Here is a 25,528-nt window from a genome sequence, read left to right as displayed (position 1 = left end):
GCCGGCGATCGGCGTCCATCGCGTACCATAAGAGGGCGCGGCCGCGCAGAACACGGGGGTGTTTCGGTGACCGATCCTGCAACGGGACGAGAGGCAGAGGGTTCGCCCGACGCCTCCTCAGCGAACCCCGCGACCGCCGCGACCGCCGTCCTGGACGGCCCGATCGACGCGATCGACGGTGCACAGCTGCCGCCCGAAGACGCCCCTCCCGTGCAGTGGGCACCCGCAGAACCCTCGCCCAAGCGGAAGCGCCGCCTGTGGTTGTGGATCGGCGTCCCGGCCGCTCTCCTGGCCGCGGGAGTCGCCACCGCATCGCTCGTGCTCATCGCCCCCGGAACGGCCGTCGCCGGTGTGCCGGTGGGCTTCATGACCGCGGGCGCCGCCACCGACGCGATCAACCAGCGCCTGGGCGCGACCACGATCATCCTCGGCGACGGCGGTCCGACCGTCACCGCCGCGCAACTCGGCGCGGCCGTCGATGCCCGCGGCCTCGCCGAATCGGCCTTCGACGCGCGGCCGATGTGGAACGTCACGCAGTGGTTCGGCGACAGTCTCGACGCGCCCGTGACGCTCGATGCCAACCGGGCCGACGCCGCCCTCCGCGCTGCACTGCCGTCCGCCTTCACGGCTTCGGTCCCGGCGCAGGTGTCTTTCACCGGCACGTCCTACGCCGTCACGCCGGCCGTCCCGGGCACGGGTCTCGACGTCGACGCGATCGCCGCCGCCGTCCATGACGCGTTCGTCGCGGGAACCGGCACCGTGACCGTCTCGGCCTCCCCCGTGCCGGTCGCCGCACCGGCCAGCAGCGAGAAGGCCCAGTCCACCGCCGATCAGCTCAACGCCATGCTGCAGACGATCGGCTTCTACGTCGGCGAGGAGCGCACCGTGCCGGTCGACCCGGCCACGGCCGCGTCGTGGCTGAAGATCACGCCCGACGCATCGGGAACGTTCTCCATCACCGCGGATGCCGCCAAGATCCAGGCCTCCGTCGATGCACTTCCCGCGGCCGTCAACCGCGCCCCCGCCAACGGCACCGTCATCACCAACTCCGACGGAACGGTGCTCGAGACCAGCGTCCCCGGCGCCGATGGCCGCACGCTCGGCGACACGAGCGCGGTGGCGAAGGAGTTCGCCGCGCAGCTGACGGCAGGCAGGGCAGCCTTCGTCCTGCCGGTGACCTTGACCCCGGCATCCACCGTCACGCTGCAGCGCCTGCTCGAGGTGAACCTGAGCGAGCAGATGCTGTATCTGAAGGAGAACGGCGGCGTCGTCGACTCGTGGCCGATCTCCAGCGGCGTCGCGCAGTCTCCGACGTACACGGGCCATTTCCGCATCAACAGCCACATCCGCTCGCAGACGATGACCAGCACTGACCCGAACAACCCGTACTGGAACTACGACGTCCCCAACGTCGAATGGGTCATGTACTTCAACGGCGACGAGGCGTTCCACGGGGTTTACTGGCACAACAACTTCGGCACGCCGCAGAGCCACGGCTGCGTCGGCATGCCCAACTACCGCGCCAAGCAGATCTACGACTGGTCGCCGACGGGAGTCGACGTCTGGATCCACGACTGACGCTCGCGACGCGTTTCGGCTCGCCGCGCACGCCGCAACGAGAACGGCCCGGGTATCACCCCGGGCCGTCTTCTCGTATCCGCCTGTGGATCAGAGCGCGTCGATGACCGCGTTGAGCGTCCCGGAGGGGCGCATCACCGCGGCGACCTTGGCCACGTCGGGGTGGTAGTACCCGCCGATGTCGACCGGGTGTCCCTGCACGCCGTTCAGCTCTGCCACGATCTGCTGCTCCGCGGCCGCCAGCTTCTCCGCCACCGGCGCGAACGCGGCGGCGAGGTCGGCGTCCGCCGTCTGGCGGGCCAGCTCCTGAGCCCAGTACAGGCCGAGGTAGAAGTGGCTGCCGCGGTTGTCGATCGTTCCGAGCGAGCGGCCGGGCGAGCGGTCCTCCTCGAGGAAGGTGCCGGTCGCGGCATCCAGCGTGTCGGCGAGGATCTTGGCCTTCGCGTTGCCGGTGAACTCGGCGAGGTGCTCCAAGGATGCCGCCAGCGCGAAGAACTCGCCGAGCGAGTCCCATCGCAGGTAGTCCTCCTCGAGCAGCTGCTGCACATGCTTCGGCGCGGAACCGCCCGCGCCCGTCTCGAAGAGGCCGCCGCCGGCGAGGAGCGGGACGATCGAGAGCATCTTCGCCGACGTGCCGACCTCGAGGATCGGGAAGAGGTCGGTGAGGTAGTCGCGGAGCACGTTGCCGGTGACCGAGATGGTGTCCTCGCCCTTGCGCAGGCGCGCCAGCGTGTACCGCGTCGCCTCCTCGGGCGGGAGGATCACGATCGTGATGTCGCCGGTGTCGAGCGTCGCGAGCGCCTGGTGCACCTTGCCGATGAGCTGGGCGTCGTGGGCGCGGTTGACGTCGAGCCAGAAGACGGCGGGAACGCCGGTGGCACGAGCGCGGGTGACGGCCAGGCGCACCCAGTCCATGATCGCGATGTGCTTGGCCTGGGTCGCGCGCCAGATGTCGCCCCTCTCGACGTGGTGCTCGATGAGCACCGTGCCGGCGGAGTCCAGCACCTCGACGACGCCGTCGGCGGGGATCTCGAAGGTCTTGTCGTGGCTGCCGTACTCCTCGGCGGCCTGCGCCATGAGGCCCACGTTCGGCACGGTGCCGATCGTCGCCGGGTCGAGGGGACCGTTGGCGATGACGTCGTCGATCACGGCCTGGTAGACGCCGGCATAGGACGAGTCGGGGATGACGGCGATGGTGTCGTCTTCGGCGCCGTCGACGCCCCACAGCTTGCCGCCGTTGCGGACGAGAGCGGGCATCGACGCATCGACGATGACGTCGGAGGGCACATGCAGGTTGGTGATGCCCTTGTCGCTGTTGACGTAGCTGAGGCGCGGGCCGGTCTCGAGGTCCTGCGCGATGCGGGCGGAGATGGCCTCACCGTCGGCGAGCTCGCCGAGGCCGGCGAGGATCGATCCGAGCCCGTTGTTGCCGTTGAGCCCCGCGGCGGTCAGCTGGGCACCGTACGTGTCGAACACGTCGGCGAAGAAGGCGCGCACGACGTGACCGAAGATGATCGGGTCGCTGACCTTCATCATCGTGGCCTTCAGGTGCACGGAGTACAGCACGTTCTCGGCCTTGGCCTGCGCGATCGTGTCGGCGAGGAAGGCGTCGAGAGCCTTCGCCGAGAGGAACGTGGCGTCCACGACCTCGCGCGGCAGCACCTTCAGCCCCTCCTTGAGAACCGTGACCGTGCCGTCGGCGGCGGTGTGGCGGACGCTCAGGACGTCATCGTGAGCGGCGATCCAGCTCTTCTCGTTGCTCTTGAAATCGTCGCGGCCCATCGTGGCGACGCGGGTCTTGGACCCTGCCGCGAAGGGCTTGTTGCGGTGCGGATGCTTCTTGGCGTAGTTCTTGACCGCGAGCGGCGCACGGCGGTCGCTGTTGCCCTCGCGCAGCACAGGGTTCACCGCGGAGCCCTTGATGCGGTCGTACCGGGCGCGGATGTCCTTCTCCTCGACCGTGGACGCGTCGTCCGGGTAGCCGGGGATGTCGTAGCCCTGGGACTGCAGTTCCGCGATCGCGGCCTTCAGCTGCGGGATGGATGCCGAGATGTTCGGCAGCTTGATGATGTTGGCCTCGGGGAGGGTGGCGAGTCCGCCGAGCTCGGCGAGGGCGTCGCCGACCTGCTGCTCGGGCGCGAGGCGCTGCGGGAAGGCGGCGAGGATGCGACCGGCCAGCGAGATGTCGCGGGTGTCGATCTCGACGCCCGCCTGCCCGGCGAAGGCCTTCACGATCGGCAGGAACGACGCCGTCGCCAGCGCCGGCGCCTCGTCGGTGTGGGTGTAGATGATGGTGGACTCGGGCACGTGTGATCTCTCCGTCGTGAGCGTCGTCGTGGGCGTCGTGGTGAGCGTCGCGGGGTCGTCTCCAGGCTATCGCATCGACAGAAACTATCTTGACGTCAAGATAATTCTCGGCATGCGCCACGGCATCCTCCTCGGCACGAGCAGCACTGCGTGTTTTCTCACCATTCGGAGGGTGCCGACCACCCTCACCCCCGGGGTAGCCTGAGGGCATGACCGAGCTGCGCCTCGAGGAACTGTCCGCCGCGACGATCGTCGCCGTCAACACGATGTCGCTCAAGCCGGGGCAGGAGCAGTATCTCGCCCCCACCAGCTATGCCGTGGCGGGCACGGTGGCAAACCCCAGCACCGCCTGGCAGCGTGTGGTGCTCGACGGTGACGAGGTCGTGGGCTTCGTGAGCGCGAACTTCGATCCCGAGGCGCCGAGCGAACACTTCCGCTCCGTGCTCTGGCGCATCAACGTCGACGCCGACGACCAGGGCCGCGGGGTCGGCCGCTTCGCCGTCGAGCAGCTCCTCGAAGAGGCCCGCACCCGCGGCATGGACCACGTCCACGTGATCTACGAGGAGGGGCAGGGCGGCCCCGACGCGTTCTTCCGCAGGGTCGGGTTCACGCCGGTCGGTGAGACCGAGTTCGGCGAGGTCATCGCCGAGGTCCGCTTCTAAGAGCAGCACGGCGGCGTGGCGAGAAGCCGCTCGCCGCCCTGTTTGTTGCCAATCTCCACAAAACTCTTGCGTCGGCGACGCCGACCGCTCTATCGTGATCACCAGCTCATGCCCTACCTGCATCAGCTCGGCGTGGATGCCGCGCGCACCGGCATCCCCCTCTCCGAATCTGCGGTTGTGGAGATGGGCGCGTGGGCGTCGTCAGACGAGCGACTGCTTCCACGCACTGTGCAGCTGCGCGAACTTGCCCGTACCGGCGATGAGGCTGGCGGGGGCGTCGTCCTCGATGATGCGGCCGTGCTCCATCACCAGCACGCGGTCGGCGATCGACACGGTCGACAACCGGTGCGCGATGATGATGGCGGTGCGGTCGGCCAGCAGCGTCTGCAGCGCGGCCTGGATCTGCCGCTCGCTGGGGATGTCCAGCGACGCCGTCGCCTCATCGAGGATGAGAACGGCGGGGTCGGCGAGGAAGGCGCGGGCGAAGGAGATCAGCTGACGCTGTCCTGCCGACACGCGACCGCCGCGCTTGTTCACGTCGGTGTCGTACCCGTCCGGCAGCCGCTCGATGAAGGTGTCCGCGCCGACGGCCCGGGCAGCCGCGCGGATCTCCTCGAACGACGCGTCGGGCTTTCCGAGCGCGATGTTGTCGGCGACCGTTCCGCTGAACAGGTACGCCTCCTGCGTGACCATCACGATGGCGCGGCGGAGGTCCTTGGGGTGCAGCTCCCGCAGATCGACGCCATCGAGTGTCACGGCGCCGCGCGACGGGTCGTAGAACCGCGACACGAGCTTGGCGAGCGTCGACTTGCCGGCGCCCGTCGTCCCCACCAGGGCGATCGTCTGACCGGCGGGGATGTCGAGCGAGAAGTGCGGCAGGATCGTGCGCTCGTCGGAGTACCCGAAGACGACGTCTCGGAACTCGACGTGTCCCGCGGCCTTCCACAGGTCGACCGGACGTGCAGGGTCGGGAACGGTGGGCTGCTCCTCCAGCACCCCCGAGACCTTCTCGAGGGCGGCGGTCGCCGACTGGTACGAGTTCAGGAACATCGCCACTTCCTGAAGGGGCGAGAAGAAGTTCCGCACGTACAGCACGGCGGCCAGCAGCGTTCCCACCAGCAGCGCCCCGTCGACCACCCGCAGACCGCCCCAGAGCAGCACACCGGCCACGGCGAACGCGGAGACCGCCATCATGCCCGGCTCGAACGCTCCGAACAGGCGCAGCGAGCGCATGTTGACGTCGCGGTACTGACCCGACAGCTCGCCGAACTCCTCGTCGTTGCGCGGCTCCTTGCGGAAGGCCTTCACGGCGCGGATGCCGGTCATCGTCTCGACGAACGTGACGATGACCTTCGCGCTGACCACTCGCGACTCGCGGTACGCGCGCTGCGAGTTGCGGTAGAACCAGCGCATCAGCAGGTACAGCGGGACGCCGGCGATCGCGAGGATGACACCCGACTGCCAGTCCAGCAGCAGCAGCGCGATCAGGGTGAACGCCCCGTAGAGCACGCCCGAGACCAGCTCGTTCAGGCCCCCGTCGAGCAGCTCGCGGATGGAGTCGAGGTCGCTCGTCTGACGCGAGATGATGCGCCCCGACGTGTACGACTCGTGGAACTCGAGGCTCAGTCGCTGCGTGTGCAGGAAGATGCGGGTGCGCAGGTCAAGCATGACAGCCTGCGTCAGCCGCGCGGCCACGACCGCGTACCAGCCGATGAGTGCAGCACCGCCGACGCCGGCGAGGAGGTACACGACGACGATGACGATGGTGGGCATCCAGTCGGCATCCTGCAGGGCTTGCGGAAGCGCCGTGTTGAGGCCGTAAGCGATCAGAGCGGGGCCGGCCACGCGCAGCGCGGTGGAGATCACCAGCACGACGAGGGCCAGCACGAGCTGCCACCGCAGCGGATCGACGAGCGATCCGAGCAGCCGCAGCGAACGCTGCCGGATGGAGCGCGATTCGCCGCGCGTGTAGTCCGAGCGGTCTTCACCGGTGGTTCCGGCGACGGATGCCGTACTCACAGGTTCACCTCCGTCTCCCGCAGGCGGGTGTTCTCTTGTGCTTCGGCATCCTCGAGGCTCGAGATGACGTGCCGGTAGTGCTCGCTGGTGCGCAGCAGCTCGGTGTGGGTGCCGACGGCGGTGATGCGCCCCTCTTCGAGCAGCGCCACCCGGTCGGCGAGGGTGACCGTCGAGGGTCGGTGCGCGATGACGAGGGTCGTCGTGTCGGCCATCACATCGCGCAGGGCGTCCTCCACGAGCGCCTCGGTGTCGACGTCGAGCGCCGACAGCGGGTCGTCGAGCACGAGCACGGCCGGACGGGCCGCGATCGCACGGGCCAGCGCGAGGCGCTGGCGCTGGCCGCCCGAGAGCGAGAGCCCCTCTTCGCCGATGATCGTGTCGACCCCGTCGGGCAGCTCGTCCACGAAACCGGCCTGCGCGACGGCGAGCGCCTCACGCAGCACCGCCTCGGCCTGCGCGCTGCCCGGCGCCAGGTCTTCACGACCCAGCAGCACGTTCTCGCGCACGGTCTGGGAGAACAGCGTCGAGTCCTCGAAGGCCATGCCGACGTGGGTGCGCAGCTCTTTCAGGGTGAGGTCGCGCACGTCTACGCCATCGATCGTCACCCGCCCGGCGGTGACGTCGTACAGCCGTGCGGGCAGAGTGGTCAGGGTCGTCTTGCCCGATCCGGTGAGTCCGACGAGCGCCATCGTCTCGCCCGGGACGAGCGTCAGATCGATGCCGTCGAGCAGATCCCGCTCCCGCGCCGCGGCATCCTGATAGCGGAAGTGCACACCCTCGAACGCGAGCGCACCGCGCGATGCGCCCAGCGCGACGGGCGCGGCGGGATCGGTGATCGTGTTCTGTTCGTCGAACACCTCGAAGATGCGGTCGCTGGCGGTGCGGGCGTCGAGCAGGAACGAGAAGAGGAAGCCGATCGACTCCATCGGCCAGCGCAGCACGGTGGCCATCGCGAAGAACGCGACGAGCTCGGCGATGCCGAGCTGGCCGAGCTGCTGCAGCACGATGCCGACGCCGAGGCACAGCGCGAACGCGATCTCGGGCAGCAGCACGAGCCAGAACCAGATCCAGCCGACGGCGCGCGCCTTACTCAGCTCGGTCTCGCGGAGGGTCTCGGCCTGACGGGTGAACTTGAGGAGGGCATGCTTGCCACGCCCGAACGCCTTGAGCACCCGGATGCCGTGGACGCTCTCCTCCACGCTGGTCGCGAGGTCTCCGGCCTGGTCCTGGCTCTGGCGGGCGAGCGTGCCGTAGGTCTTCTCGAACCGGTAGCCGGCGTACCAGAGCGGGGCGCAGACGATCAGGAAGGTGACGCCGAGCGCCCAGTGCCAACGGAACAGCAGCGCCATCCCCACGAGGATCGTCAGCAGGTTGACGACGAGCAGGACGATGCCGAAGGCCATCCAGCGCCGCAGCATGCTGATGTCCTGCATCATGCGCGAGAGCAGCTGTCCCGACTGCCAGCGGTCGTGGAACGCGACCGGCAGGCGCTGGAGGCGCTCGTAGAAGCTCGTGCGCAGGTCGTACTCGACCTTGGTCGACGGTGCCAGTACGAACCAGCGCCGCAGCCACACCATGACGGCTTCGAGAAGCCCGAGCACGAGGATGAGAGCGGCGCCCCACACGAGCTGGCTGCGATCGCCGGTGGCGCTCGCTCCCGCGGCGATCGGGCCCTGCACGAGCACTTCGAGCACGAGCGGGATCGAGAGGGCGAGCAGGCTCGCTACGAGCGCACTGACGGCGCCCGCCACGAGGCGGGGCAGGACGGATCGGGCGAAGGGGTACAGGCGTGCGAGCGCGCGCACCGTCGACAGGCGTTCGACGGGAGGGGCGAGCTCGGAGGGCGAAGAAGAGGAGGTCATGATCCTTGCGGAGGGGTGGAACGGATGCCGGGGTCACGCGGCCGGCGAAAGGTGACGGGTGGGCGCACGAAGGCGCGGCAGGACGGAAAGCCCTGTCGGAGGTAACGCGCGGCGGGACGATGCCGCCGACGGAGGACGCGCGGCGCGTTATCCCCGACCGATTCCGGCGGCCTCGACCGCGGCCGGGGCGGCGTTCGACGGACGGAGGAAGGCGGGCTTCGTGGTGACGATGGCCGTGGACATGGCTTCCTCCAGGGAGTCGGTGAACGGGGACTGCGGCCCACGCGGTTTCCCGCACGAGCGCGACAGCCCTCCAGCCTATGCCGCTGCGTTCATCGGAGGCAAGGATTATTTCACAGCGGCGCCTCAGGCGCGCGCGACCGACTCCCGCGCGAGCAACGCGCGCTTCACGTCGAGACCCCAGGCGAAACCGCCGAGGCCACCGCCCGTGCGGAGCACCCGATGGCACGGCACGAACAGGGCCGGGGCGTTGCGGGCGCAGATGGATGCCGCGACGCGCACGGCCGCGGGCCGTCCCAGCGCGGCGGCGAACTCTGCGTACGTGAGGGGGTGGCCCGCGGCGATGCGGCGCAACGCCGCCCACCCTTCGAGTTGCAGAGCGGTGCCGGTCTGGGCGACGGCGACCGTGCCGATCGCCGTCAGGTCACCCGCGTAGTACGCGTCCACGGCGGACGCGGCATCCGTCTCCCCCTCGCGGACGTCCGCGGGGGCGAGGGCGATCCGGCCGAGGATGGCGGCGGGGTCGGCGCTCCAGCCGCTCGCGAGCACGCGTCCGCGGTCATCGGTGAGCAGCGTGAAGGGGCCGTCGGCAGTGGGGATCGTCTGGATGGTCGCGGTCATCGAGGGCTCCGTTCGCGGGTGCGGTGCGTGCGCGGGGGGCACGGATCGCCGTGGTCGGCGCGGCGCGCCAGAGGTGGGCGGTGAGATAGCTGCGCCAGGGCGCGGCACGGGCGGCCCACGCCTCGTACCCGCGCGGGTCGGCGGGGAGGCCTGCCGCTGCCGCTCCGGCGCGGACGGCGACATCGCCGGGCAGGGTGATGTCGGGGTCGCCGAGCACGCGCATGCGCACGTAGTCGGCGGTCCAGGGTCCGACGCCGGGCAGTGCCAGCAGCGCCTCGCGCTGCGCGAGGCTGTCATCGCCGGGCCCCAGCTCGAGCGCGCCCGAGGCGAGCGCCGCAGCGGCACCGGTGACCGCGCGGATGCGCGCGGCGGGCCCGCGCAGCACCTCGGCGCCGTGCTCGGCGATGGCCGTCATCGTGGGAAAGAGGCGGTCGAGGCCGTCATGCGGCGCCACGCGCTCCCCCAGTTCGGCCGTCAGCGCGGTCAGAGCCGTGCGCGCTGCCGCGACGGTGATCTGCTGGCCGATCATCGCGCGGATGAGCATCTCGTGCGGGTCGGCGGCGCCGGGCACCCGGATGCCGCCGGTCGCGGCGACCAGCGGCGCGACGGCAGGATGCGCCGACAACGCGGCATCCACCGCCGTCGGGTCGGCGTCGAGGTCGAACAGCCGCCGTACGCGGCTCACCAGCACAGGAAGATCGCCGAGGTGGGTCAACCGGGCGCTCAGCCGCAGCTTCCCCGCCCCGTCGAGCCGGATCGCGAACCACACCGGACCACCGGGCAGACGCAGGACGCGGGCGAAGGAGTCGGCACCGGCATCTTCGACGCCCGCGACGGCGCGGGCGCGCATCCAGGCGAACAGTCCGGCGGCGTCGAAGGGCGCACGGTAGGGCAGGACGAGATCGATCGTCCCGGCGGCCGGGGCGCTCACCGTGCGCGCCGCCGCCGGTCGGCGCGCACGCAGATCGCTCGGCGAGAGGCCGAACACCTCGCGCACCGTGTCGTTGAACTGACGGACGCTCGCGAATCCGGCGGAGAAGGCGACGTCCGCGGCCGGCAGGTCGGTGGATACGAGGAGCATCCGCGCGGTGTGGGCCCGCTGAGCGCGGGCGAGGGCGAGGGGGCCGGCGCCGAGCTCGGCGGTCAGCAGGCGCGCGAGGTGGCGGGCCGAGTAGCCGAGGCGGCGCGCGAGCCCCGGAACGCCCTCACGCTCGACGACGCCGTCGGCGATGAGCCGCATCGCACGTCCGGCGATGTCACCGCGCAGGTCCCATGCGGGCGAGCCGGGCGCGGCTTCCGGCAGGCACCGCTTGCAGGCCCGGTACCCCGCCTCGTGGGCCGCGGCCGACGTGGGATAGAACGTGACGTTGGCAGGCTTGGGCGTGCGCGCGGGACAGCTGGGACGGCAGTAGATGCCGGTCGAACGGACGGCCGTGACGAACTGACCGTCGAAGCGCACGTCACGGGCGTCGATGGCGCGGTAGCGCTCGTCGAACGTCATCGCGGCGGTGGCGTCGACGTGGGGCATGCGTCCAGCCTGACACGGCTGCGCGCCACCCGCTCGCGGAAATCGGACACGGCAGCGCGCGGCATCCACCCTGCCCCGTGGATGCCGCGGCGTCAGCCTGATCAGTGGAAGAAGTGACGCTCTCCCGTGAAGAACATCGTCACGCCCGCGGCGCGCGCCGCGTCGATGACCTCCTGATCGCGCACCGAGCCTCCCGGCTGCACGATGGTGCGGATGCCGGCGTCGATCAGCACCTGCGGGCCGTCGGCGAAGGGGAAGAACGCGTCGGATGCGGCCACGGAGCCCGCCGCGCGGTCTCCGGCGCGCTCGACGGCGAGGCGGCATGAGTCGACGCGGTTGACCTGTCCCATGCCGATGCCGACGGTCGCGAGCCCCTGAGCGAGCACGATCGCGTTGGACTTGACGGCGCGGCAGGCCTTCCACGCGAAGATGAGGTTCTCCATCTCCTCCGCGCTGTCGGGGCGCTCGCCGGAGACGAGCTCCCAGTCCTTCGCGACCGACTCGATGTCATCGGGGAAGCGGTCGGCATCCTGCAGCAGGAGCCCGCCGGACAGCAGACGCACGTCCATCGGCTCCTGCCGCCAGTCGGCGGGAAGGCGGAGCACGCGCAGATTCTTCTTCAGGGCGAAGACTTCCAGCGCCTCCGGCTCGAAGTCGGGGGCGACGATGACCTCGGTGAAGATGTCACGCAGGTTTTCGGCCATCTTCAGGGTGACCGTGCGGTTCGCGGCGATCACGCCGCCGAACGCCGAGACGGGGTCGCACTCGTGGGCGCGCAGATGCGCCGACGCGATGGGGTCGAGCGCGTTGGGCGCCGCGACCGCGATGCCGCAGGGGTTGGCGTGCTTGATGATCGCCACCGCCGGCTTGACCATGTCGAAAGCTGCGCGCAGGGCCGCGTCGGCGTCGACGTAGTTGTTGTACGACATCTCCTTGCCCTGGATCTGCTCGGCCTGGGCGATGCCGTGGGCGCCGGCGCGCGTGTAGATCGCGGCGCGCTGGTGCGAGTTCTCGCCGTAGCGGAGCGTGCTCAGCCGCTCGGCCTTGATCGTGAGGTGCTGGGGCAGGTCGCCCTCCGCCTCGAGGGTCTCCTGCGCGAACCAGGTGGCGACGGCACGGTCGTAGGCGGCGGTGTGCGCGAAGGCGCGCGCGGCGAGCTCGCGGCGCTGGGCGAGCGAGGTGCCCCCGGAGCCGAGCGCCTCGATGATCGCGGGGTAGGACTCGGGCGAGACCGCGATGGCGACGTTCGCGAAGTTCTTGGCCGAGGCGCGCACCATGGCCGGCCCGCCGATGTCGATCTGTTCCACGACCGCGTCTCCGACGGCACCGGAGGCGACGGTCTCGACGAACGGGTAGAGGTTCACCACGACGAGTTCGAAGGGCAGGATGCCGAGGGCATCCAGCTGCGTCTCGTGGTCTTCGAGCCGGAGGTCGGCCAGAAGGCCCGCGTGCACGCTGGGGTGCAGCGTCTTCACGCGCCCGCCCAGCGACTCGGGGAACCCGGTGATCTCGGCCACATCCTTGACGGCGAGGCCCGCGTCGCGCAGGAGCGCGGCGGACCCGCCGGTCGACACGATCTCGACGCCCGCGGCATCCAGGGCCTGAGCGAGCGGCAGCAGGTCGGTCTTGTCGCTCACCGAGACGAGCGCCCGGCGGACGGGCACGAGGTCACGGGATCGGTAGAGGGCGGGATCGACGGCAGGACCGGCCATGCGGGGCTCCAGTGTTCGAGGTGGATCGGTTCTTCAGGACGCAGGCGCGTCGGAGGCGGCGGCGGACAGCTGGAGCTCTCCGGACGCGACCGCGCGGACGACATCGATGAGCAGGCGCCGTTCGACGGGCTTGATGCGCTCATGCAGGCTCTGCTCGGTGTCATCGGGCAGCACGGCGACGCGCTCCTGGGCCAGGACCGGCCCGGAGTCGACCCCGTTGTCGACGACGATGACACTCGCCCCGGTCTGGGTCACGCCGGCCGCGAGGGCGTCGCGGACGCCGTGGGCGCCGGGGAACTCGGGCAGGTAGGCGGGGTGAGTGTTGATGATGCGGGGCGCCCAGGCGTCGACGACCGACGCCGGAAGCAGCCGCATGAGACCGCTCAGCACCACGAGATCGGGGTTCCACACCCGCAGCTGGCGGTCGAGCTCCTCTCCCCACTGCTCGCGCGTCTCGAACTCGCGGAACGGCACGAGGAAGGTCGGGATGCCGAAGGCTTCGGCGTGGGCGAAGCCGTCCGCCTGGCGATCGGCGCCGACGACGACGATGCGTGCCGGGAATGCGGGGTCGGCGGCAGCCTCGAGGAGGGCTCGGAGATTGGAGCCGGTGCCCGAGATGAGTACGGCGACCGTCAGCACCCGGTCAGTCTACCGGCGCGCCGGCGGGGTCTCTGGTGTGCGCCGGGGAGAACAGCGCGATCGCGGCTCCGACGGCGAGCTCGACACCCACGCAGAACGCGAACGGACCGGCGGCGGGCCCGACGGTGCTGAGGCGTCCGGGCCCGACCGCGCCCGATGCGACAACGCCCAGCAGCGCCGCCGCGGCGGCTCCGAGCACGACGATCACACCGAAGACGAACAGGCGCACAGCCGTGGTCGACTCCCGCGGCGCGCCGAGCTCGTCAGCGGACGCGAGGCGGGTGCGGGCGGTCGCTCCGGCGACGAAGCCGACGGCGACGACCAGCAGGACGAGCGCGAACAGCCACGGCGAGGGGTTGTCGGGGATGAGGCCGAGAGACGGGATGCCGGGAAGGACCCCGAGAGTCGTCCCGGCGGGCGACACGGCAGTGCCGGCGCCGACCGCGAAGCCCGGCCCGGCGGCGAACGAGGCGCCCCACACGATGAGGGTCGGCAGGTAGACCAGCTGCCCGAGGGAGAGCACCGCGCCGCCGAGCACATCGACGTGCGCCGCCTCGAAGAGGGCGACGACCTGCCCTCCGCGCAGCACCGCGGCCACGGCGACGACGAGCGCACCGACGCCGACCAGCCCGGCGACGGCGGCAGCGAGACCCCGGGCTGCCGCCGAGACGGCACTCACCCACGGGTGACCCCGGCGTGCATCGACGCCGTCGATCCGGTCGCGGAGGCCATCGATGAGACCGTCGTCTCCGATCCGCCACGCTTCGACGACGGCGCCCGCCAGAGCGGGGACGGCGAAGACGAGAGTGGGCAGCAGGAGCGCCTGCCATCCGTAGACGGCGGCGACGGGCGTGCGCGAGGTGGCCCAGAGGGCGGCGGCCAGCAGAAGCGTGACGAGCGTGCCGGCAGCCACTCCCACCGCCCACGCCCCGGAGCGGGCGGCGCGGGCGCCGGAGCGCGCCGCGAAGAGGGCGGTGAAGACGGCGAGCGCGAGCGGAGCCAGCGAGACGACGAACGACGCCGCCTGCGGCGCGATGCCGGCGGCGACGAGGTAGTCGTCGCCGAGCGTGATGTGCAGCGGCACGAACTGACCGAGCTGCCAGATGCGCACGGCCGCGGGCCACAGCGCACCCCAGTCGGCCGTACCCCCCAACGCCATCACCCAGAAGAGCGTGAGGGGTGCGAGCACGACGGCGACACCGACGGCCACCGCGATGAGGGCATCGACGGCGGCGAGGAGGAGGACGAGCAGGCGGTTCATGCGGGTTCGACCCTACCTACCCGGGTGATGAGCGAGCGCGGGGCGCGCGGGGCGGGGGCGGCGCGGCATCCACTACGGTTCTGGATGGAGGATCCATGCCCGCTACACCCACGTCCGCCACCCGTTCCGCCGACGCCCCGCTCGGGGCGCTCGACCGCTTCTTCGAGATCAGCCGTCGCGGCTCGACGATCGGCGGCGAGATCCGCGGCGGACTGGTCACCTTCGTCACGATGGCGTACATCGTGATCCTCAACCCGATCATCCTGTCGGGCAAGGCGGACATCGCCGGCAACGAGCTGGCGTTCTCCGCCGTGGGGGCCGCCACCGCACTGACCGCCGGGGTCATGACGATCCTGTTCGGCCTGGTGACCCGACTGCCGTTCGCCTTCGCGGCGGGACTCGGCATCAACGCGTTCCTCGCCTTCAGCGTCATCCACGAGGTCACCTGGCCCGAGGCGATGGCCCTCGTGATGATCAACGGCGTCATCATCGTGCTGCTGGCGGCCACGGGGCTGCGCAAGCTCATCTTCGACGCCGTGCCGGTGCAGCTGAAGCTCGCCATCACCGTCGCGATCGGCCTCTTCATCGCCTTCATCGGGTTCGTCAACTCGGGCTTCGTCACCGCGACCGGATCGAACTCACCGCCGGTCGGCCTCGGCATCGGCGGCTCGGTCGCGTCGATCCCGACGCTCATGTTCGTCCTGACGCTGCTGGTGACCGGGGTGCTCGTCGCCCGCAAGGTGAAGGGCGGCATGCTGATCGGCCTCGTCGGCGGCACCGTCGTGTCGGTGATCGTAGAGGCCATCTGGCACCTCGGCTCGGCGACCGATCACCCGGGCGGATGGAGCCTGACGATCCCGGCCCTGACCGGCTCGCCCGTCAGCATTCCCGACCTGAGCCTGCTCGGCGCCGTCGACTTCGGCTTCGACATCGGCAAGGTCGGCATCGTGGCGCTGATCATGCTCGTGTTCACGCTCGTGTTCTCGAACTTCTTCGACGCGATGGGCACGATGACCGGTCTGGCGAAAGAGGCGGGGCTCGCCGACGAGAAGGGCGATTTCCCGCGCATCACGTCCGCCCTGGTCGTCGAGGGTGTCGGCGCCGTCGTGGGGGGGGCGACCTCGTCGTCCTCGGCCACGGTGTTCATCGAGTCGGGCTCGGGCATCGGCGAGGGCGCCCGCACGGGCCTCGCCAACGTGGTGACCGGTGTGGTGTTCCTGCTGGCGACGTTCTTCACGCCGCTCACCTCGATCGTTCCCACCGAGGTCGCCGCGGCGGCCCTCGTCATCGTCGGCGCGATGATGATGGCGCAGGTCAAGCACATCGACCTCAGCGACTTCAGCGTGCTGCTGCCGGTGTTCCTGACGGTCTCGGTCATGCCGATGACGTACTCGATCGCCAACGGCATCGGCGCGGGCTTCATCAGCTGGGTGGTCGTGCGCTCGCTCTCCGGAAAGGCGCGGCAGATCAGCCCGCTGCTGTGGGTGGTGGCCGTCGGCTTCCTGATCTACTTCGCCCGCGGCCCCATCCAATCCCTGCTGGGAGCCTGACCCGCGCCCCCTCCCGCGAGCCGCCCCCCTTCCCGCCGGACGCCCCGCCCCCCCCTNGGCTCGGCACGGGGGGCAGATGGAGAGAGGGGGTGGATGCCGCGGCATCCACCCCCTCTCTCGCGTCGAGCGTCAGAGCGTCAGAGCGTCAGAGCGTCTCGATGATCTCCCGCATGAGGGCAGCCGTCTCGGACGGCGTCTTGCCGACCTTGACACCGGCGGCCTCGAGGGCCTCCTTCTTGGCCTGCGCGGTGCCCGCCGAGCCGGAGACGATCGCGCCGGCGTGGCCCATCGTCTTGCCCTCGGGTGCCGTGAAGCCCGCGACGTAGCCGACGACGGGCTTCGTGACGTTCGCCTTGATGAACTCGGCCGCACGCTCCTCGGCGTCGCCGCCGATCTCGCCGATCATCACGATCGCCTTGGTCTCGGGGTCGGCCTCGAACGCGGCGAGGGCGTCGATGTGCGTCGTCCCGATGATGGGGTCGCCGCCGATGCCGATGGCCGTCGAGAAGCCGAGGTCGCGCAGCTCGAACATCATCTGGTAGGTCAGGGTGCCCGACTTCGACACGAGGCCGATCGGTCCCTTGCCGGTGATGTTCGCGGGAGTGATGCCCGCGAGCGCCTCACCGGGCGTGATGATGCCGGGGCAGTTCGGACCGATGATGCGGGTCTTGTTGCCCTTGCTCTTCGCGTACGCCCACGCCTCGGCCGTGTCACCGACGGGCACGCCCTCGGTGATGACGACCAGCAGCGGGATCTCGGTGTCGATGGCCTCGACCATCGCGTCCTTCGTGAATGCCGGCGGCACGAACGCGATCGACACGTCGGCGCCGGTCGCCGCGATCGCCTCGGCGACCGAGGCGAAGACGGGCAGCTCGAGGGGGTTGCCGTCCTTGTCGACGTGCGAGACGGTCGTGCCGGCCTTGCGCGCGTTGACACCGCCGACGACGTTGGTGCCCGCCTTGAGCATCAGCGCGGTGTGCTTGGTGCCCTCGCCGCCGGTGATGCCCTGGACGATGACCTTGGAGTCCTTGTTGAGGTAGATCGACATAGTCCTAGTTCCTTGTTCCGATGCCGCAGCTCAGGCGTTCGCCAGCTCGGCGGCCTTGTCGGCACCCTCGTCCATGCCGGCAGCGAGGGTGACGAGCGGGTTGTTGGCGGCGGCGAGGATGGCACGGCCCTCTTCGACCTGGTTGCCGTCGAGGCGGACCACGAGCGGCTTGGTGGCGGCGTCGCCGAGGATCTCGAGCGCTTTGACGATGCCCTCCGCAACGGCCACGCACGACGTGATGCCGCCGAAGACGTTGACGAACACCGACTTCACCTGCGGGTCGCCGAGGATGACGTCCAGGCCCGCGGCCATGACGGTCGCCGAGGCGCCGCCACCGATGTCGAGGAAGTTGGCGGGCTTGACGCCGCCGTGGTTCTCGCCGGCGTAGGCGACGACGTCGAGGGTCGACATGACCAGACCCGCACCGTTGCCGATGATGCCGACCTGGCCGTCGAGCTTGACGTAGTTCAGACCGGATGCCTTGGCCTTCGCCTCGAGCGGGTCGGCGGCATCCTTGTCCTCGAGCTCCTCATGCTCAGGGTGGCGCACCTCGGTGGCGTTGTCGTCGAGCGACACCTTGCCGTCGAGGGCGATGATGTTGCCCGCGGCATCCAGGATGAGGGGGTTGACCTCGACGAGGGTCGCTCCCTCACCGGTGTAGACGTTGTAGAGCTTGACGAACACGTCGGCGACCTTGGGGGCCAGCTCTTCGTCGAACCCGCCGGCCTTGGCGATCTCGAGCGCCTTGGCGGCATCGATGCCGGTCAGCGGGTCGACCTCGACCTTGGCGAGGGCCTCGGGCTTCTCGACGGCGAGCTGCTCGATCTCCATGCCACCCTCGACCGAGCACAGGCTCAGGTACGAGCGGTTGGCGCGGTCCAGCAGCACCGAGAAGTAGAACTCCTTCTCGATCTGGGCGCCGCCGGCGATCATGACGCGCTTGACGACGTGACCCTTGATGTCCAGGCCCAGGATGGCCTTCGCCGCCTCATAGGCGTCATCGGGGGTCTTGGCGACCTTGACGCCACCGGCCTTGCCGCGGCCTCCGGTCTTGACCTGAGCTTTGACGACCACGACGCCGCCGAGCTTCTCAGCCGCCGCCTTCGCCTCCTCAGGAGTGTCGGCGATGATGCCGGGGAGCACCGGCACCTCGTACTTCTCGAACAGGTCTCGTGCCTGGTACTCGTACAGATCCACGTGCAATCCTTCGCTGGGCGTCAGTGGGTGTCGTGCCGAAGGGTTCTCGGTATCGGAACAAAAGTGCTCAAACAATCTCGATATCGAGAGATCGACCGATCCCCCAGCTTAGTAGACGCACCGCAATGGTCCGGCCGTCGCCCGCCCCGCGCAGCGGCATGCAGGCCCCGGTCGCGTTAGGCTCACGGGCATGGCCGAAGCGTCTCCCACCTCCTCCCGCAACGCCGTCGTCGCCGCTGCGCTGGACCTCTTCGCCGCGCAGGGGTTCGAAGCGACCTCGGTGGAGCAGATCGCGCAGGCCGCCGGGGTCTCCCGGTCGACCTTCTTCCGTCAGTTCGGCGGCAAGGACGACGTCGTTTTCAGCGACCACGACGTGCTCCTCGCGCACCTGCGCCAGAAGCTGACGACCGGCGGCGAGAGCGCCGGACAGAACCCGTGGGCCGCGGCGTGCGCAGCATCGGTCGACGTCTTCCGCCACTTCGCCGCCGAGCCCGAACTCGCCCGCCGCCGCTACGCGGTGGTGCGCCAGGTGCCGGCGCTGCGCGACCGCGAGATCGTGACCGTCTTCCAATACGAGCGGCTCTTCGACGACTACCTGCGCTCCGCGCTCCCGGGCCTCGACCCGATCGACGCCGTAGCGTTCTCTGCCGCCGTGACCGCGGTGCACAACCACGTCCTGCGCCGCCTGCTGCGCGGCACCGAGGACATCCCCGAGTCGGTGCTGACCGACGCCTACGACGAGCTCATGCACCGCTTCGGCGTGCACCCGGACGGCGAGCAGGCGCAGAACGACGACGTCGTCGTGGCGACCTTCCCCCGTCGGATGCCGATGGCCGAGGTCGTGCGGCGCCTGCGCGACGAGCTCTGAGCGCGCGCTGCCCGACCGAACTGCAAGGGTTCGCGGACGGCACGCCGGGATCACGGCATCCGGTGCGGCGTGTCGCCCGGCGGGCCTTGCAGTTGCGGCGCGGGATGCCGAGGGCGGCGGCGGCCCGGCAGGGCGGCGTGCTTGCGGCGCGGGATGCCGAGGCGGCGGCGGCCCGGCAGGGCGGCGGTCCGCCCTCAGACCGTCTCCCCCGAGGCGACGGTCTCGGCGAGCGCGTGCACGCGCGGCAGGTGGTGCGCGCCGTAGAAGTCCGCCGCGGTCAGCCGCTGCGCGTCGGCCTCCTCCGGGGCGGCGTGGGCCGCGACCGCGACGACCGCCAGCGCGTGCATCCATCCGCCGGCAAGGACGCCGAGGAGCATCAGATAGGGCACGCTGACGGCGTGCGCATCCCGCGGCGCGTCGGCGAAGCCGATGAGATCGGCGGTCGCGCGACGCGCGGCATCCACGGCCCGCTCGAGGCGGTCTGCGGTGCGCACGGCGACGTCGCCGCCGGCGGAGCGCAAGGCCGCGACGGTGCCGGTGATGTCGGCGAAGAGCGCTTCGGCGGTCGCGCCCTGGTTGCGGATGACCTTGCGTCCGATGAGGTCGTTGGACTGGATCGCGGTGGTGCCTTCGTAGATCGGCATGATGCGGGCGTCGCGGTAGTGCTGGGCCGCGCCGGTCTCCTCGATGAAGCCCATGCCCCCGTGCACCTGGATGGCGTCGCTCGTGAGCGCCACGGCATCCTCCGTCGACCAGCCTTTCAGAATCGGCACGAAGAACTCGGCCATCGCGAGCACGGCGGCATCGTCGGTCTGCTCGGCCCGGTCGAACAGGTCAGCGACGTAGACGCCCAGCGCGCGCATCGCGAAGACCTCGCTGCGCATTGACAGCAGCAGCCGGCGCACGTCGGGGTGCTCCGCGATCGGCGCCGTCCCCTCGCGACCGAGCACACGTCCCTGCACCCGATCGGCGGCATAGGCCGAGGCCTGCTGCAGCGCGCGGTCGGCGATGCCGGTCGCCTGGAAGCCCATCGCGATACGGGCGGAGTTCATCATCACGAACATTCCGGCCAGTCCCCCGCCGACCTCGCCGACGAGGTAGCCGGTGGCGTCCTCGTAGGAGAGCACACAGGTGGGGCTGCCGTGGATGCCGAGCTTGTGCTCGACGGCGACGGTCGTGACGGCATTGCGATCGCCGAGCGAGCCGTCCGTGTTGACGAGGTATTTGGGCGCGACGAACAGCGACAGCCCCTTGGCCCCGTCGGGGGCACCGGGAGTGCGGGCGAGGACGAGGTGGACGATGTTCTCGGCGACGTCGTGGTCGCCCCAGGTGATGAAGATCTTCTGACCGCGGATCGCATACGTGCCGTCGCCGCGGGGGGTGGCGATCGTGCGGATGGCGCCGAGGTCGGTGCCCGCCGCCGGTTCGGTGAGGTTCATCGTGCCCGTCCACTGGCCCGAGACCAGCTTCGTCAGGTACGTTTCGCGGATCTCATCGGATGCCGCGGCATCCAGCGCATGGATCTGTCCGGCGGTGAGCAGCCAGCACAGCGCGAACGCGGCGTTCGAGGCGTTCCAGATCTCGCCGAGGCCCGCTCGGATCGCCCCGGGAAGCCCGTCGCCGCCCGCGGAGGTCGGCGCCTCCGCGCTGATCCACCCCGCCTCCACGAACGCGGCGTAGGCCTCGGCGAAGCCGGCGGGCAAACGCACCTGGCCGTCGACGAGACGAGCGCCCTCGCGATCGCCGATGCTCTGCAGCGGCGCGAGGACGGACGCCGCGAACTCACCGGCTCCGGCGATCACATCCGCGCCGTCGGCGGCGGTGAGCTCGCCGCCGGTCGCGCGGGCGACGATGTCGAGACCGAACGCCTCGCCGAACAGGAAGGCGTAGTCGGCGGTGGGGGCCTGGTACTCAGCGGCCATGGGAACTCCTCGGATGCTCGCGGCGTCTCGGTGATCGATCCCGATGAAGAATGCGAATGAGACTGCGGACCATCATAAGTGATACTCAGTCTCATCGCGAGTCGTCGGATGCCCCCTGTCGCCCGCGTGCCCCCGCCGTCATGATGAGAGCCATGCCGTACGACATCCCCGCACCGATGCTGGCGAAGGCCGTCAGCGCCGTTCCCGACCCCGCCCGCACCCCCGGGGGCCTCGCGTTCGAGCCGAAATGGGACGGATTTCGCGCCCTGCTGTCGTGGGACGGCACCGACGTCGAGATCGGCTCGCGCGGGGCAAAGCCGCTCACCCGCTACTTCCCCGAACTCGTCGCCGCGTGCACCGCCCTGCTGCCCGAGCCGTGCCTGCTCGACGGGGAGATCGTGGTGGCGCTCGACGGATCCGACGGGCGTCGGCGGCTGTCATGGGAGGCGCTGTCACAGCGCATCCACCCCGCCGCCTCACGCATCGCCCTGCTGAGCAGGGAGACGCCCGCGATGTTCATCGCCTTCGACCTCCTCGCCCGCGGCGAGCGCGATCTCCAGCAGGAGCCGTTCTCGACGCGCCGCGCAGAACTCGAAGACCTCCTGCGGACGGTCCCCGCCCCGGTGCACGTGACGCGCACGACGGGTGACCACGACCTGGCGACGCAGTGGCTCGCCCGCTTCGAAGGCGCCGGGCTGGACGGGGTGATCGCCAAACCGCTCGCCCTGCCCTACGCGCCCGGAAAGCGGACGATGTTCAAGATCAAACACGCCCGCACGGCCGACGTCGTGCTGCTCGGCTACCGCGTGCACAAGAGCGGCCACGGTGTCGGCTCGCTGCTGCTGGGGCTGTACGACGAGAACGGCGATCTCCGCAACGTCGGCGGAGCGTCGGCCTTCAGCGATGTGCGCAGACGTGAGCTCGTCGACGAGCTGACGCCTCTCGTCGTCACGGATGCCGAGGGCACCGCCATGACCGGACAGACCGACCGTTCGCGCTTCTCGGCGACGAAGGACACCTCGTTCGTCCGGCTGCGGCCGGAGCGCGTGCTCGAGGTGCGCTACGACCAGCTCGAGGGCGCACGCTTTCGCCACACGGTGCAGTTCGAGCGGTGGCGGCCCGACCGCGACCCCCGCTCGTGCACGTTCGCGCAACTGGAACAGGTGCGCGCGTATGATCTGGCGGACGTTCTGGACTGAACTCGCCGCGGCGGCGCACGGATCCGACCCGCGCAGCACCGCACGGGCCGGATCCGGCTCTCCCGCGCCGCGCTCGCATCGGCGCCGGGTCCCGGCGGCCGGACATGCGATCCGTGGATGCGGATGGTGAGGGGCGCTCTCCCCTCCTCCGTGATGCCGACCCTACGCGCGCGGCGCGCGCCGCTCGCGGACCGGCGACCGTGAATATCGGCATCCGTTCTTCCGGCTCGCGCCGCTCGCCCTCGCGGCGTGGCGGTGCGAGGATCGGACCATGGCCCCAGCACCGCCCGACGAGCCGCCCCGTGCGTCAGCCGAGTCCCCGGAGCCGACTCTCACCCAGGAGCTCGCCCTCGAGCCGGTGCAGTTCATCGCCCGCACGGACGCGGTGCTGCGCCTGGGATCGCTCATGCTGGGGGCGGGTGCCTCCTCCGCGCGGGTGCGCGACAGCATGGTGCGGGCCGCGGAAGCGGTGGGAATCGACGACGTGCACTGCCGCGTCGGCATGACCGACATCGTGCTCACCGCCGGGCGCGGTCAGATGTTCCGCACACGCGTGGCGGAAGTTCCTCGTCCGACCGTCGACGCCGACCGCATGACGGCCCTGAAACGTCTGACGGCGCGTCTGCAGCCGGGCACGACGCCGGCTCACCTGCAGGGCGAGCTGCGCGAAGTCGAGCGGATGCCGCGACGATACTCCGATCTGACGCGCGTACTGGCGGCTGCGCTGGCGTGCGCGGCCTTCGCATTGTTGAACAACGGTGGGTGGCAGGAGTTCGTCGCCGTCGGGATCGCGGCGGCGGCCGGCCAGTGGGTGCGGATGCTCATCCACCGCCTGCACACGAACGAGTTCCTCCTCGTGTTCGCCTCGGCGATGACAGCCCTGCTGGTGTACCTGGCCGCCGCGCAGGTGTTCGTCGCCCTCGGCGTTCCCGGCGGACAGCACGACGCGGCACTGACCAGCGCCGTGCTCTATCTCGTTCCCGGCTTTCCGCTCGTGACCGGCGCCCTCGACCTCGCCCGACTGGATCTCAACGCCGGCATCGCCCGGGTCACCTATGCCGTTCTGGTGCTGCTGGCGACAGGAACCGCCGTCTGGGGAGTCGCGACCGTCTTCGACGCGACCGTCACACAGGTCGCCGCCCCCGAATTCGTCGAGCCGTTCCTGTCGCTCGTCCGCCTCGCCGCCGGCTTCGTCGGGGTACTCGGTTTCGCTCTGCTGTTCGGCACGCCCTGGGCGATCGCTCTAACGGCATCGAGTCTCGGCGCCGTCGCGAACGTCGGGCGCTTGGCGCTCGTCGACGCCCACGTCAATCCCGCCGTCGCCGCCGCTGCCGCCGCCCTGGCCGTGGGCCTCGGCGCCTACCTTTTCGGTGATCGGCTGCGCGCCGCGCGCGTGACCCTGACCGTGCCGGCGGTTCTCATCATGGTGCCGGGCGCGGCCGCGTATCGCTCGATCGCCGGCGTCATCGGCGGCGATACCGTCGCGGCGATCCAGAATGCGACGACCGCCGTGTTCGTCGTGGTCGCCCTCGCGATCGGCCTCACCGTCGCACGTGTGCTCACCGAGCGGGAGTGGTCGCTTCCGGCACGGTGACCGGATCGGAGGTGACCGGTCGTCTACGGTCGAGGCATGGGACTGTTCCGCGACCGCACCGTCCGCATCGACCAGCACGGCACGGACGGCGTCCACGTGCGCGCCGTGGGCAGACCGTGGAGCCTCTGGGCGGATGCCTTCGGCGCCCTCGCGATCCGGGCGGTGCAGATCATCGTGGTTGTGGCCCTCGCCGCGGGGATCATCTGGGGCATCCGCCAGCTGACCGTCGTGACGATCCCGCTCGTGATCGCGCTGATCCTGGCCTCGGCGTTCGCGCCGCTCATGGCCTGGCTGCGCGGGCGCGGCATCCCCTCCTTCGTGGCGACGCTGATCACCCTGTTCACCATCGCCCTCGTCCTCACCGCCGTCGGCTGGCTGATCGTCTGGGCCGTGCGCGACCAGTGGGACGAGCTGGCGACGCAGGCGCAGGGCGGTTTCACCGATCTGATGGCCTGGGCGGGCACCCTGCCCTTCCAGATCGATCACGCCCAGATCGACGGGTGGCTGACAGCCCTCACCGATTTCGTGACGAGCGCGCAGTTCGGCAGCGGCGCCCTCGCCGGCGTCAGCGCCGTGGCGAACTTCATCACCGGCCTCGTGCTGATGGTCGTGATGCTGTTCTTCTTCCTCAAGGACGGTCCGCAGATGTGGGCCTTCCTGCTGCGGCCGTTCCGCGGCGAGCCGTACCAGCGCGCGCTGCGGGTCGGCGACAAGACCGTGACGGTGCTCGGTTCGTACGTGCGCGGCACGGCGACCGTCGCCGCGGTCGATGCCGTTGGCATCCTGATCGGGCTGCTGATCCTGCAGGTGCCGTTGGCCCTGCCGCTGGCGGTGCTGGTGTTCCTGCTCGCGTTCATCCCGATCGTCGGCGCGACCCTCGCCGGCATCCTCGCCGCACTGGTGGCCCTCGTGGCCAACGGGTGGGTCGTGGCCCTGCTCGTGGTGGGCGTGGTCGTGCTCGTCAACCAGCTGGAGGGCAACCTGCTGCAGCCCGTGCTGATGGGACGCTCGATGCAACTGCACGCCTTCGTGATCCTCATCGCTCTGACCGCGGGCACCGTGCTGGGCGGCATCGTCGGTGCCGTGCTCGCCGTGCCGATCACCGCGGTCGCGTGGGGGATTGTGCAGGTGTGGGACGGACCGCACACCCCGGCGAGGTGGGCCCGCCCGCACCGCCGCGAGGCGATCGCCAACGTCTGAGGGACGGCGTCAGGGAATCCAGACGACGACGCCGTTCTGCCCGCTGAGCAGCGCGGCGACCCCGGCGGTGGGCGGCCTGACCGAGATCCTCGCCGCGGAAGCCGGCTCCGGCCCAGTCGACGGCGAGCACATTCTGCGTCGGCTCGGCCAGTTCGCCGCCCAGGACGAGAAACGGTTGGTCGAGGTGGCTCGCGGTGACGATCGCGAGGGGGTCCACGAGGGCGTCACCCGCCGACATGACGACATCGGCGTGCATGTCGATGGCCTGCGTGATCGCGGGAATCGGATCGTTCCCGGCCCGTACCTCGCGCAGGTCGGCGCCCACCTCACGCGCCCACGCGCGCACCGCGTCGGTCATCGTGACGGTCGCCGCCTCGTCGCCCATCGTGAGCAGGACCACGCGCAGTCTCGCCGCCGGGCGCGCCCCGACCCACGATCCCGGACTCGGGGTCATCGTCGCCGCCGGGGCCAGGGGGGTCGGCGGAAGGAAGTCAGCATCGGCGGCCACGATCAGGCTGGGC

20 protein-coding genes are annotated in these 25,528 nt (G+C 70.5%); 8 read left to right on the top strand and 12 right to left on the bottom strand.

The window, feature by feature from the left end:
* Positions 1 to 66: 66 nt before the first annotated feature.
* Positions 67 to 1,578: a L,D-transpeptidase gene (locus tag ABS64_RS06910; RefSeq protein WP_292682131.1), complete on the top strand. Its 1,512-nt coding sequence runs from the start codon at positions 67 to 69 to the stop codon at positions 1,576 to 1,578.
* Between the two features lie 90 nt (positions 1,579 to 1,668).
* Here ABS64_RS06910 and ABS64_RS06905 read toward each other — a convergent pair whose 3' ends face one another.
* Positions 1,669 to 3,885, bottom strand: coding sequence for an NADP-dependent isocitrate dehydrogenase (locus ABS64_RS06905; RefSeq protein WP_292682128.1), 2,217 nt, complete (start codon positions 3,883 to 3,885; stop codon positions 1,669 to 1,671).
* A 16-nt stretch (positions 3,886 to 3,901) separates the two neighbouring features.
* On the opposite strand from ABS64_RS06905, the gene ABS64_RS06900 reads away from it, so the two are divergent.
* Together ABS64_RS06900 and ABS64_RS06895 are read left to right on the top strand one after the other, a co-directional pair.
* On the top strand, positions 3,902 to 4,090 hold the full coding sequence (locus tag ABS64_RS06900) for a hypothetical protein (protein ID WP_036282628.1): 189 nt from the start codon (positions 3,902 to 3,904) through the stop codon (positions 4,088 to 4,090).
* Between the two features lie 4 nt (positions 4,091 to 4,094).
* Entirely contained in the window at positions 4,095 to 4,547 is a 453-nt protein-coding gene (locus ABS64_RS06895) for a GNAT family N-acetyltransferase (RefSeq protein WP_005047975.1), read from the top strand.
* Between the two features lie 201 nt (positions 4,548 to 4,748).
* Here the strand turns inward: ABS64_RS06895 and ABS64_RS06890 are convergent, their stop codons facing one another.
* From ABS64_RS06890 to ABS64_RS06860, 7 genes are all read right to left on the bottom strand, one after another.
* Positions 4,749 to 6,566: an ABC transporter ATP-binding protein gene (locus ABS64_RS06890; protein WP_292682120.1), complete on the bottom strand. Its 1,818-nt coding sequence runs from the start codon at positions 6,564 to 6,566 to the stop codon at positions 4,749 to 4,751.
* Positions 6,563 to 8,428, bottom strand: a complete 1,866-nt coding sequence (locus ABS64_RS06885) for an ABC transporter ATP-binding protein (RefSeq protein ID WP_292682118.1) — start codon at positions 8,426 to 8,428, stop codon at positions 6,563 to 6,565. The genes ABS64_RS06890 and ABS64_RS06885 overlap by 4 nt, the downstream gene beginning before the upstream one ends.
* Before the next feature lie 366 nt (positions 8,429 to 8,794).
* Positions 8,795 to 9,289, bottom strand: a complete 495-nt coding sequence (locus ABS64_RS06880; protein WP_292682115.1) for a methylated-DNA--[protein]-cysteine S-methyltransferase — start codon at positions 9,287 to 9,289, stop codon at positions 8,795 to 8,797.
* Complete coding sequence (locus ABS64_RS06875) at positions 9,228 to 10,817, bottom strand: AlkA N-terminal domain-containing protein (protein ID WP_292682113.1); 1,590 nt, start codon at positions 10,815 to 10,817, stop codon at positions 9,228 to 9,230. The genes ABS64_RS06880 and ABS64_RS06875 overlap by 62 nt, the downstream gene beginning before the upstream one ends.
* Positions 10,818 to 10,918: 101 nt before the next feature.
* On the bottom strand, positions 10,919 to 12,529 hold the full coding sequence (gene purH, locus ABS64_RS06870; protein ID WP_036285929.1) for a bifunctional phosphoribosylaminoimidazolecarboxamide formyltransferase/IMP cyclohydrolase: 1,611 nt from the start codon (positions 12,527 to 12,529) through the stop codon (positions 10,919 to 10,921).
* A gap of 33 nt (positions 12,530 to 12,562) precedes the next feature.
* A complete protein-coding gene (purN, locus tag ABS64_RS06865) occupies positions 12,563 to 13,168 on the bottom strand; it encodes a phosphoribosylglycinamide formyltransferase (RefSeq protein WP_292682111.1) in 606 nt (201 codons plus the stop codon).
* Positions 13,169 to 13,172: 4 nt separating this feature from the next.
* Positions 13,173 to 14,429: a DUF6350 family protein gene (locus tag ABS64_RS06860; protein ID WP_061683908.1), complete on the bottom strand. Its 1,257-nt coding sequence runs from the start codon at positions 14,427 to 14,429 to the stop codon at positions 13,173 to 13,175.
* A gap of 95 nt (positions 14,430 to 14,524) precedes the next feature.
* On the opposite strand from ABS64_RS06860, the gene ABS64_RS06855 reads away from it, so the two are divergent.
* Positions 14,525 to 15,979: an NCS2 family permease gene (locus ABS64_RS06855; RefSeq protein WP_292682109.1), complete on the top strand. Its 1,455-nt coding sequence runs from the start codon at positions 14,525 to 14,527 to the stop codon at positions 15,977 to 15,979.
* Between the two features lie 145 nt (positions 15,980 to 16,124).
* Here the strand turns inward: ABS64_RS06855 and sucD are convergent, their stop codons facing one another.
* Both sucD and sucC read right to left on the bottom strand, forming a co-directional pair.
* Positions 16,125 to 17,027 carry a succinate--CoA ligase subunit alpha gene (sucD, locus tag ABS64_RS06850; RefSeq protein WP_292682108.1) on the bottom strand — a complete coding sequence of 301 codons (903 nt, stop codon included), beginning with the start codon at positions 17,025 to 17,027 and terminating at the stop codon, positions 16,125 to 16,127.
* A 30-nt stretch (positions 17,028 to 17,057) separates the two neighbouring features.
* Entirely contained in the window at positions 17,058 to 18,224 is a 1,167-nt protein-coding gene (gene sucC, locus ABS64_RS06845; RefSeq protein ID WP_292682105.1) for an ADP-forming succinate--CoA ligase subunit beta, read from the bottom strand.
* Positions 18,225 to 18,414: 190 nt separating this feature from the next.
* Here sucC and ABS64_RS06840 point away from each other — a divergent pair, with 190 nt between their 5' ends.
* Positions 18,415 to 19,092, top strand: coding sequence for a TetR/AcrR family transcriptional regulator (locus ABS64_RS06840; protein WP_005047942.1), 678 nt, complete (start codon positions 18,415 to 18,417; stop codon positions 19,090 to 19,092).
* Between the two features lie 194 nt (positions 19,093 to 19,286).
* On the opposite strand, the gene ABS64_RS06835 is transcribed toward ABS64_RS06840, so the two are convergent.
* Positions 19,287 to 21,014: an acyl-CoA dehydrogenase gene (locus ABS64_RS06835; RefSeq protein WP_292682101.1), complete on the bottom strand. Its 1,728-nt coding sequence runs from the start codon at positions 21,012 to 21,014 to the stop codon at positions 19,287 to 19,289.
* Between the two features lie 152 nt (positions 21,015 to 21,166).
* On the opposite strand from ABS64_RS06835, the gene ABS64_RS06830 reads away from it, so the two are divergent.
* The 3 genes from ABS64_RS06830 to ABS64_RS06820 all read left to right on the top strand — a co-directional run bounded on the left by ABS64_RS06830 (position 21,167) and on the right by ABS64_RS06820 (position 25,007).
* A complete protein-coding gene (locus ABS64_RS06830) occupies positions 21,167 to 22,213 on the top strand; it encodes an ATP-dependent DNA ligase (protein ID WP_292682099.1) in 1,047 nt (348 codons plus the stop codon).
* Between the two features lie 271 nt (positions 22,214 to 22,484).
* Positions 22,485 to 23,807 carry a threonine/serine exporter family protein gene (locus ABS64_RS06825; RefSeq protein WP_292682096.1) on the top strand — a complete coding sequence of 441 codons (1,323 nt, stop codon included), beginning with the start codon at positions 22,485 to 22,487 and terminating at the stop codon, positions 23,805 to 23,807.
* Positions 23,808 to 23,843: 36 nt separating this feature from the next.
* Positions 23,844 to 25,007, top strand: coding sequence for an AI-2E family transporter (locus tag ABS64_RS06820; RefSeq protein ID WP_292682093.1), 1,164 nt, complete (start codon positions 23,844 to 23,846; stop codon positions 25,005 to 25,007).
* Here ABS64_RS06820 and ABS64_RS06815 read toward each other — a convergent pair.
* Positions 24,907 to 25,515 carry a hypothetical protein gene (locus ABS64_RS06815; RefSeq protein WP_292682090.1) on the bottom strand — a complete coding sequence of 203 codons (609 nt, stop codon included), beginning with the start codon at positions 25,513 to 25,515 and terminating at the stop codon, positions 24,907 to 24,909. The genes ABS64_RS06820 and ABS64_RS06815 overlap by 101 nt on opposite strands.
* Between the last annotated feature and the right edge of the window lie 13 nt (positions 25,516 to 25,528).

The sequence above is a fragment of the Microbacterium sp. SCN 69-37 genome, from assembly GCF_001724435.1.
Taxonomy (GTDB): domain Bacteria; phylum Actinomycetota; class Actinomycetes; order Actinomycetales; family Microbacteriaceae; genus Microbacterium; species Microbacterium laevaniformans.
This window is presented reverse-complemented; position numbering and strand designations above follow the sequence as displayed.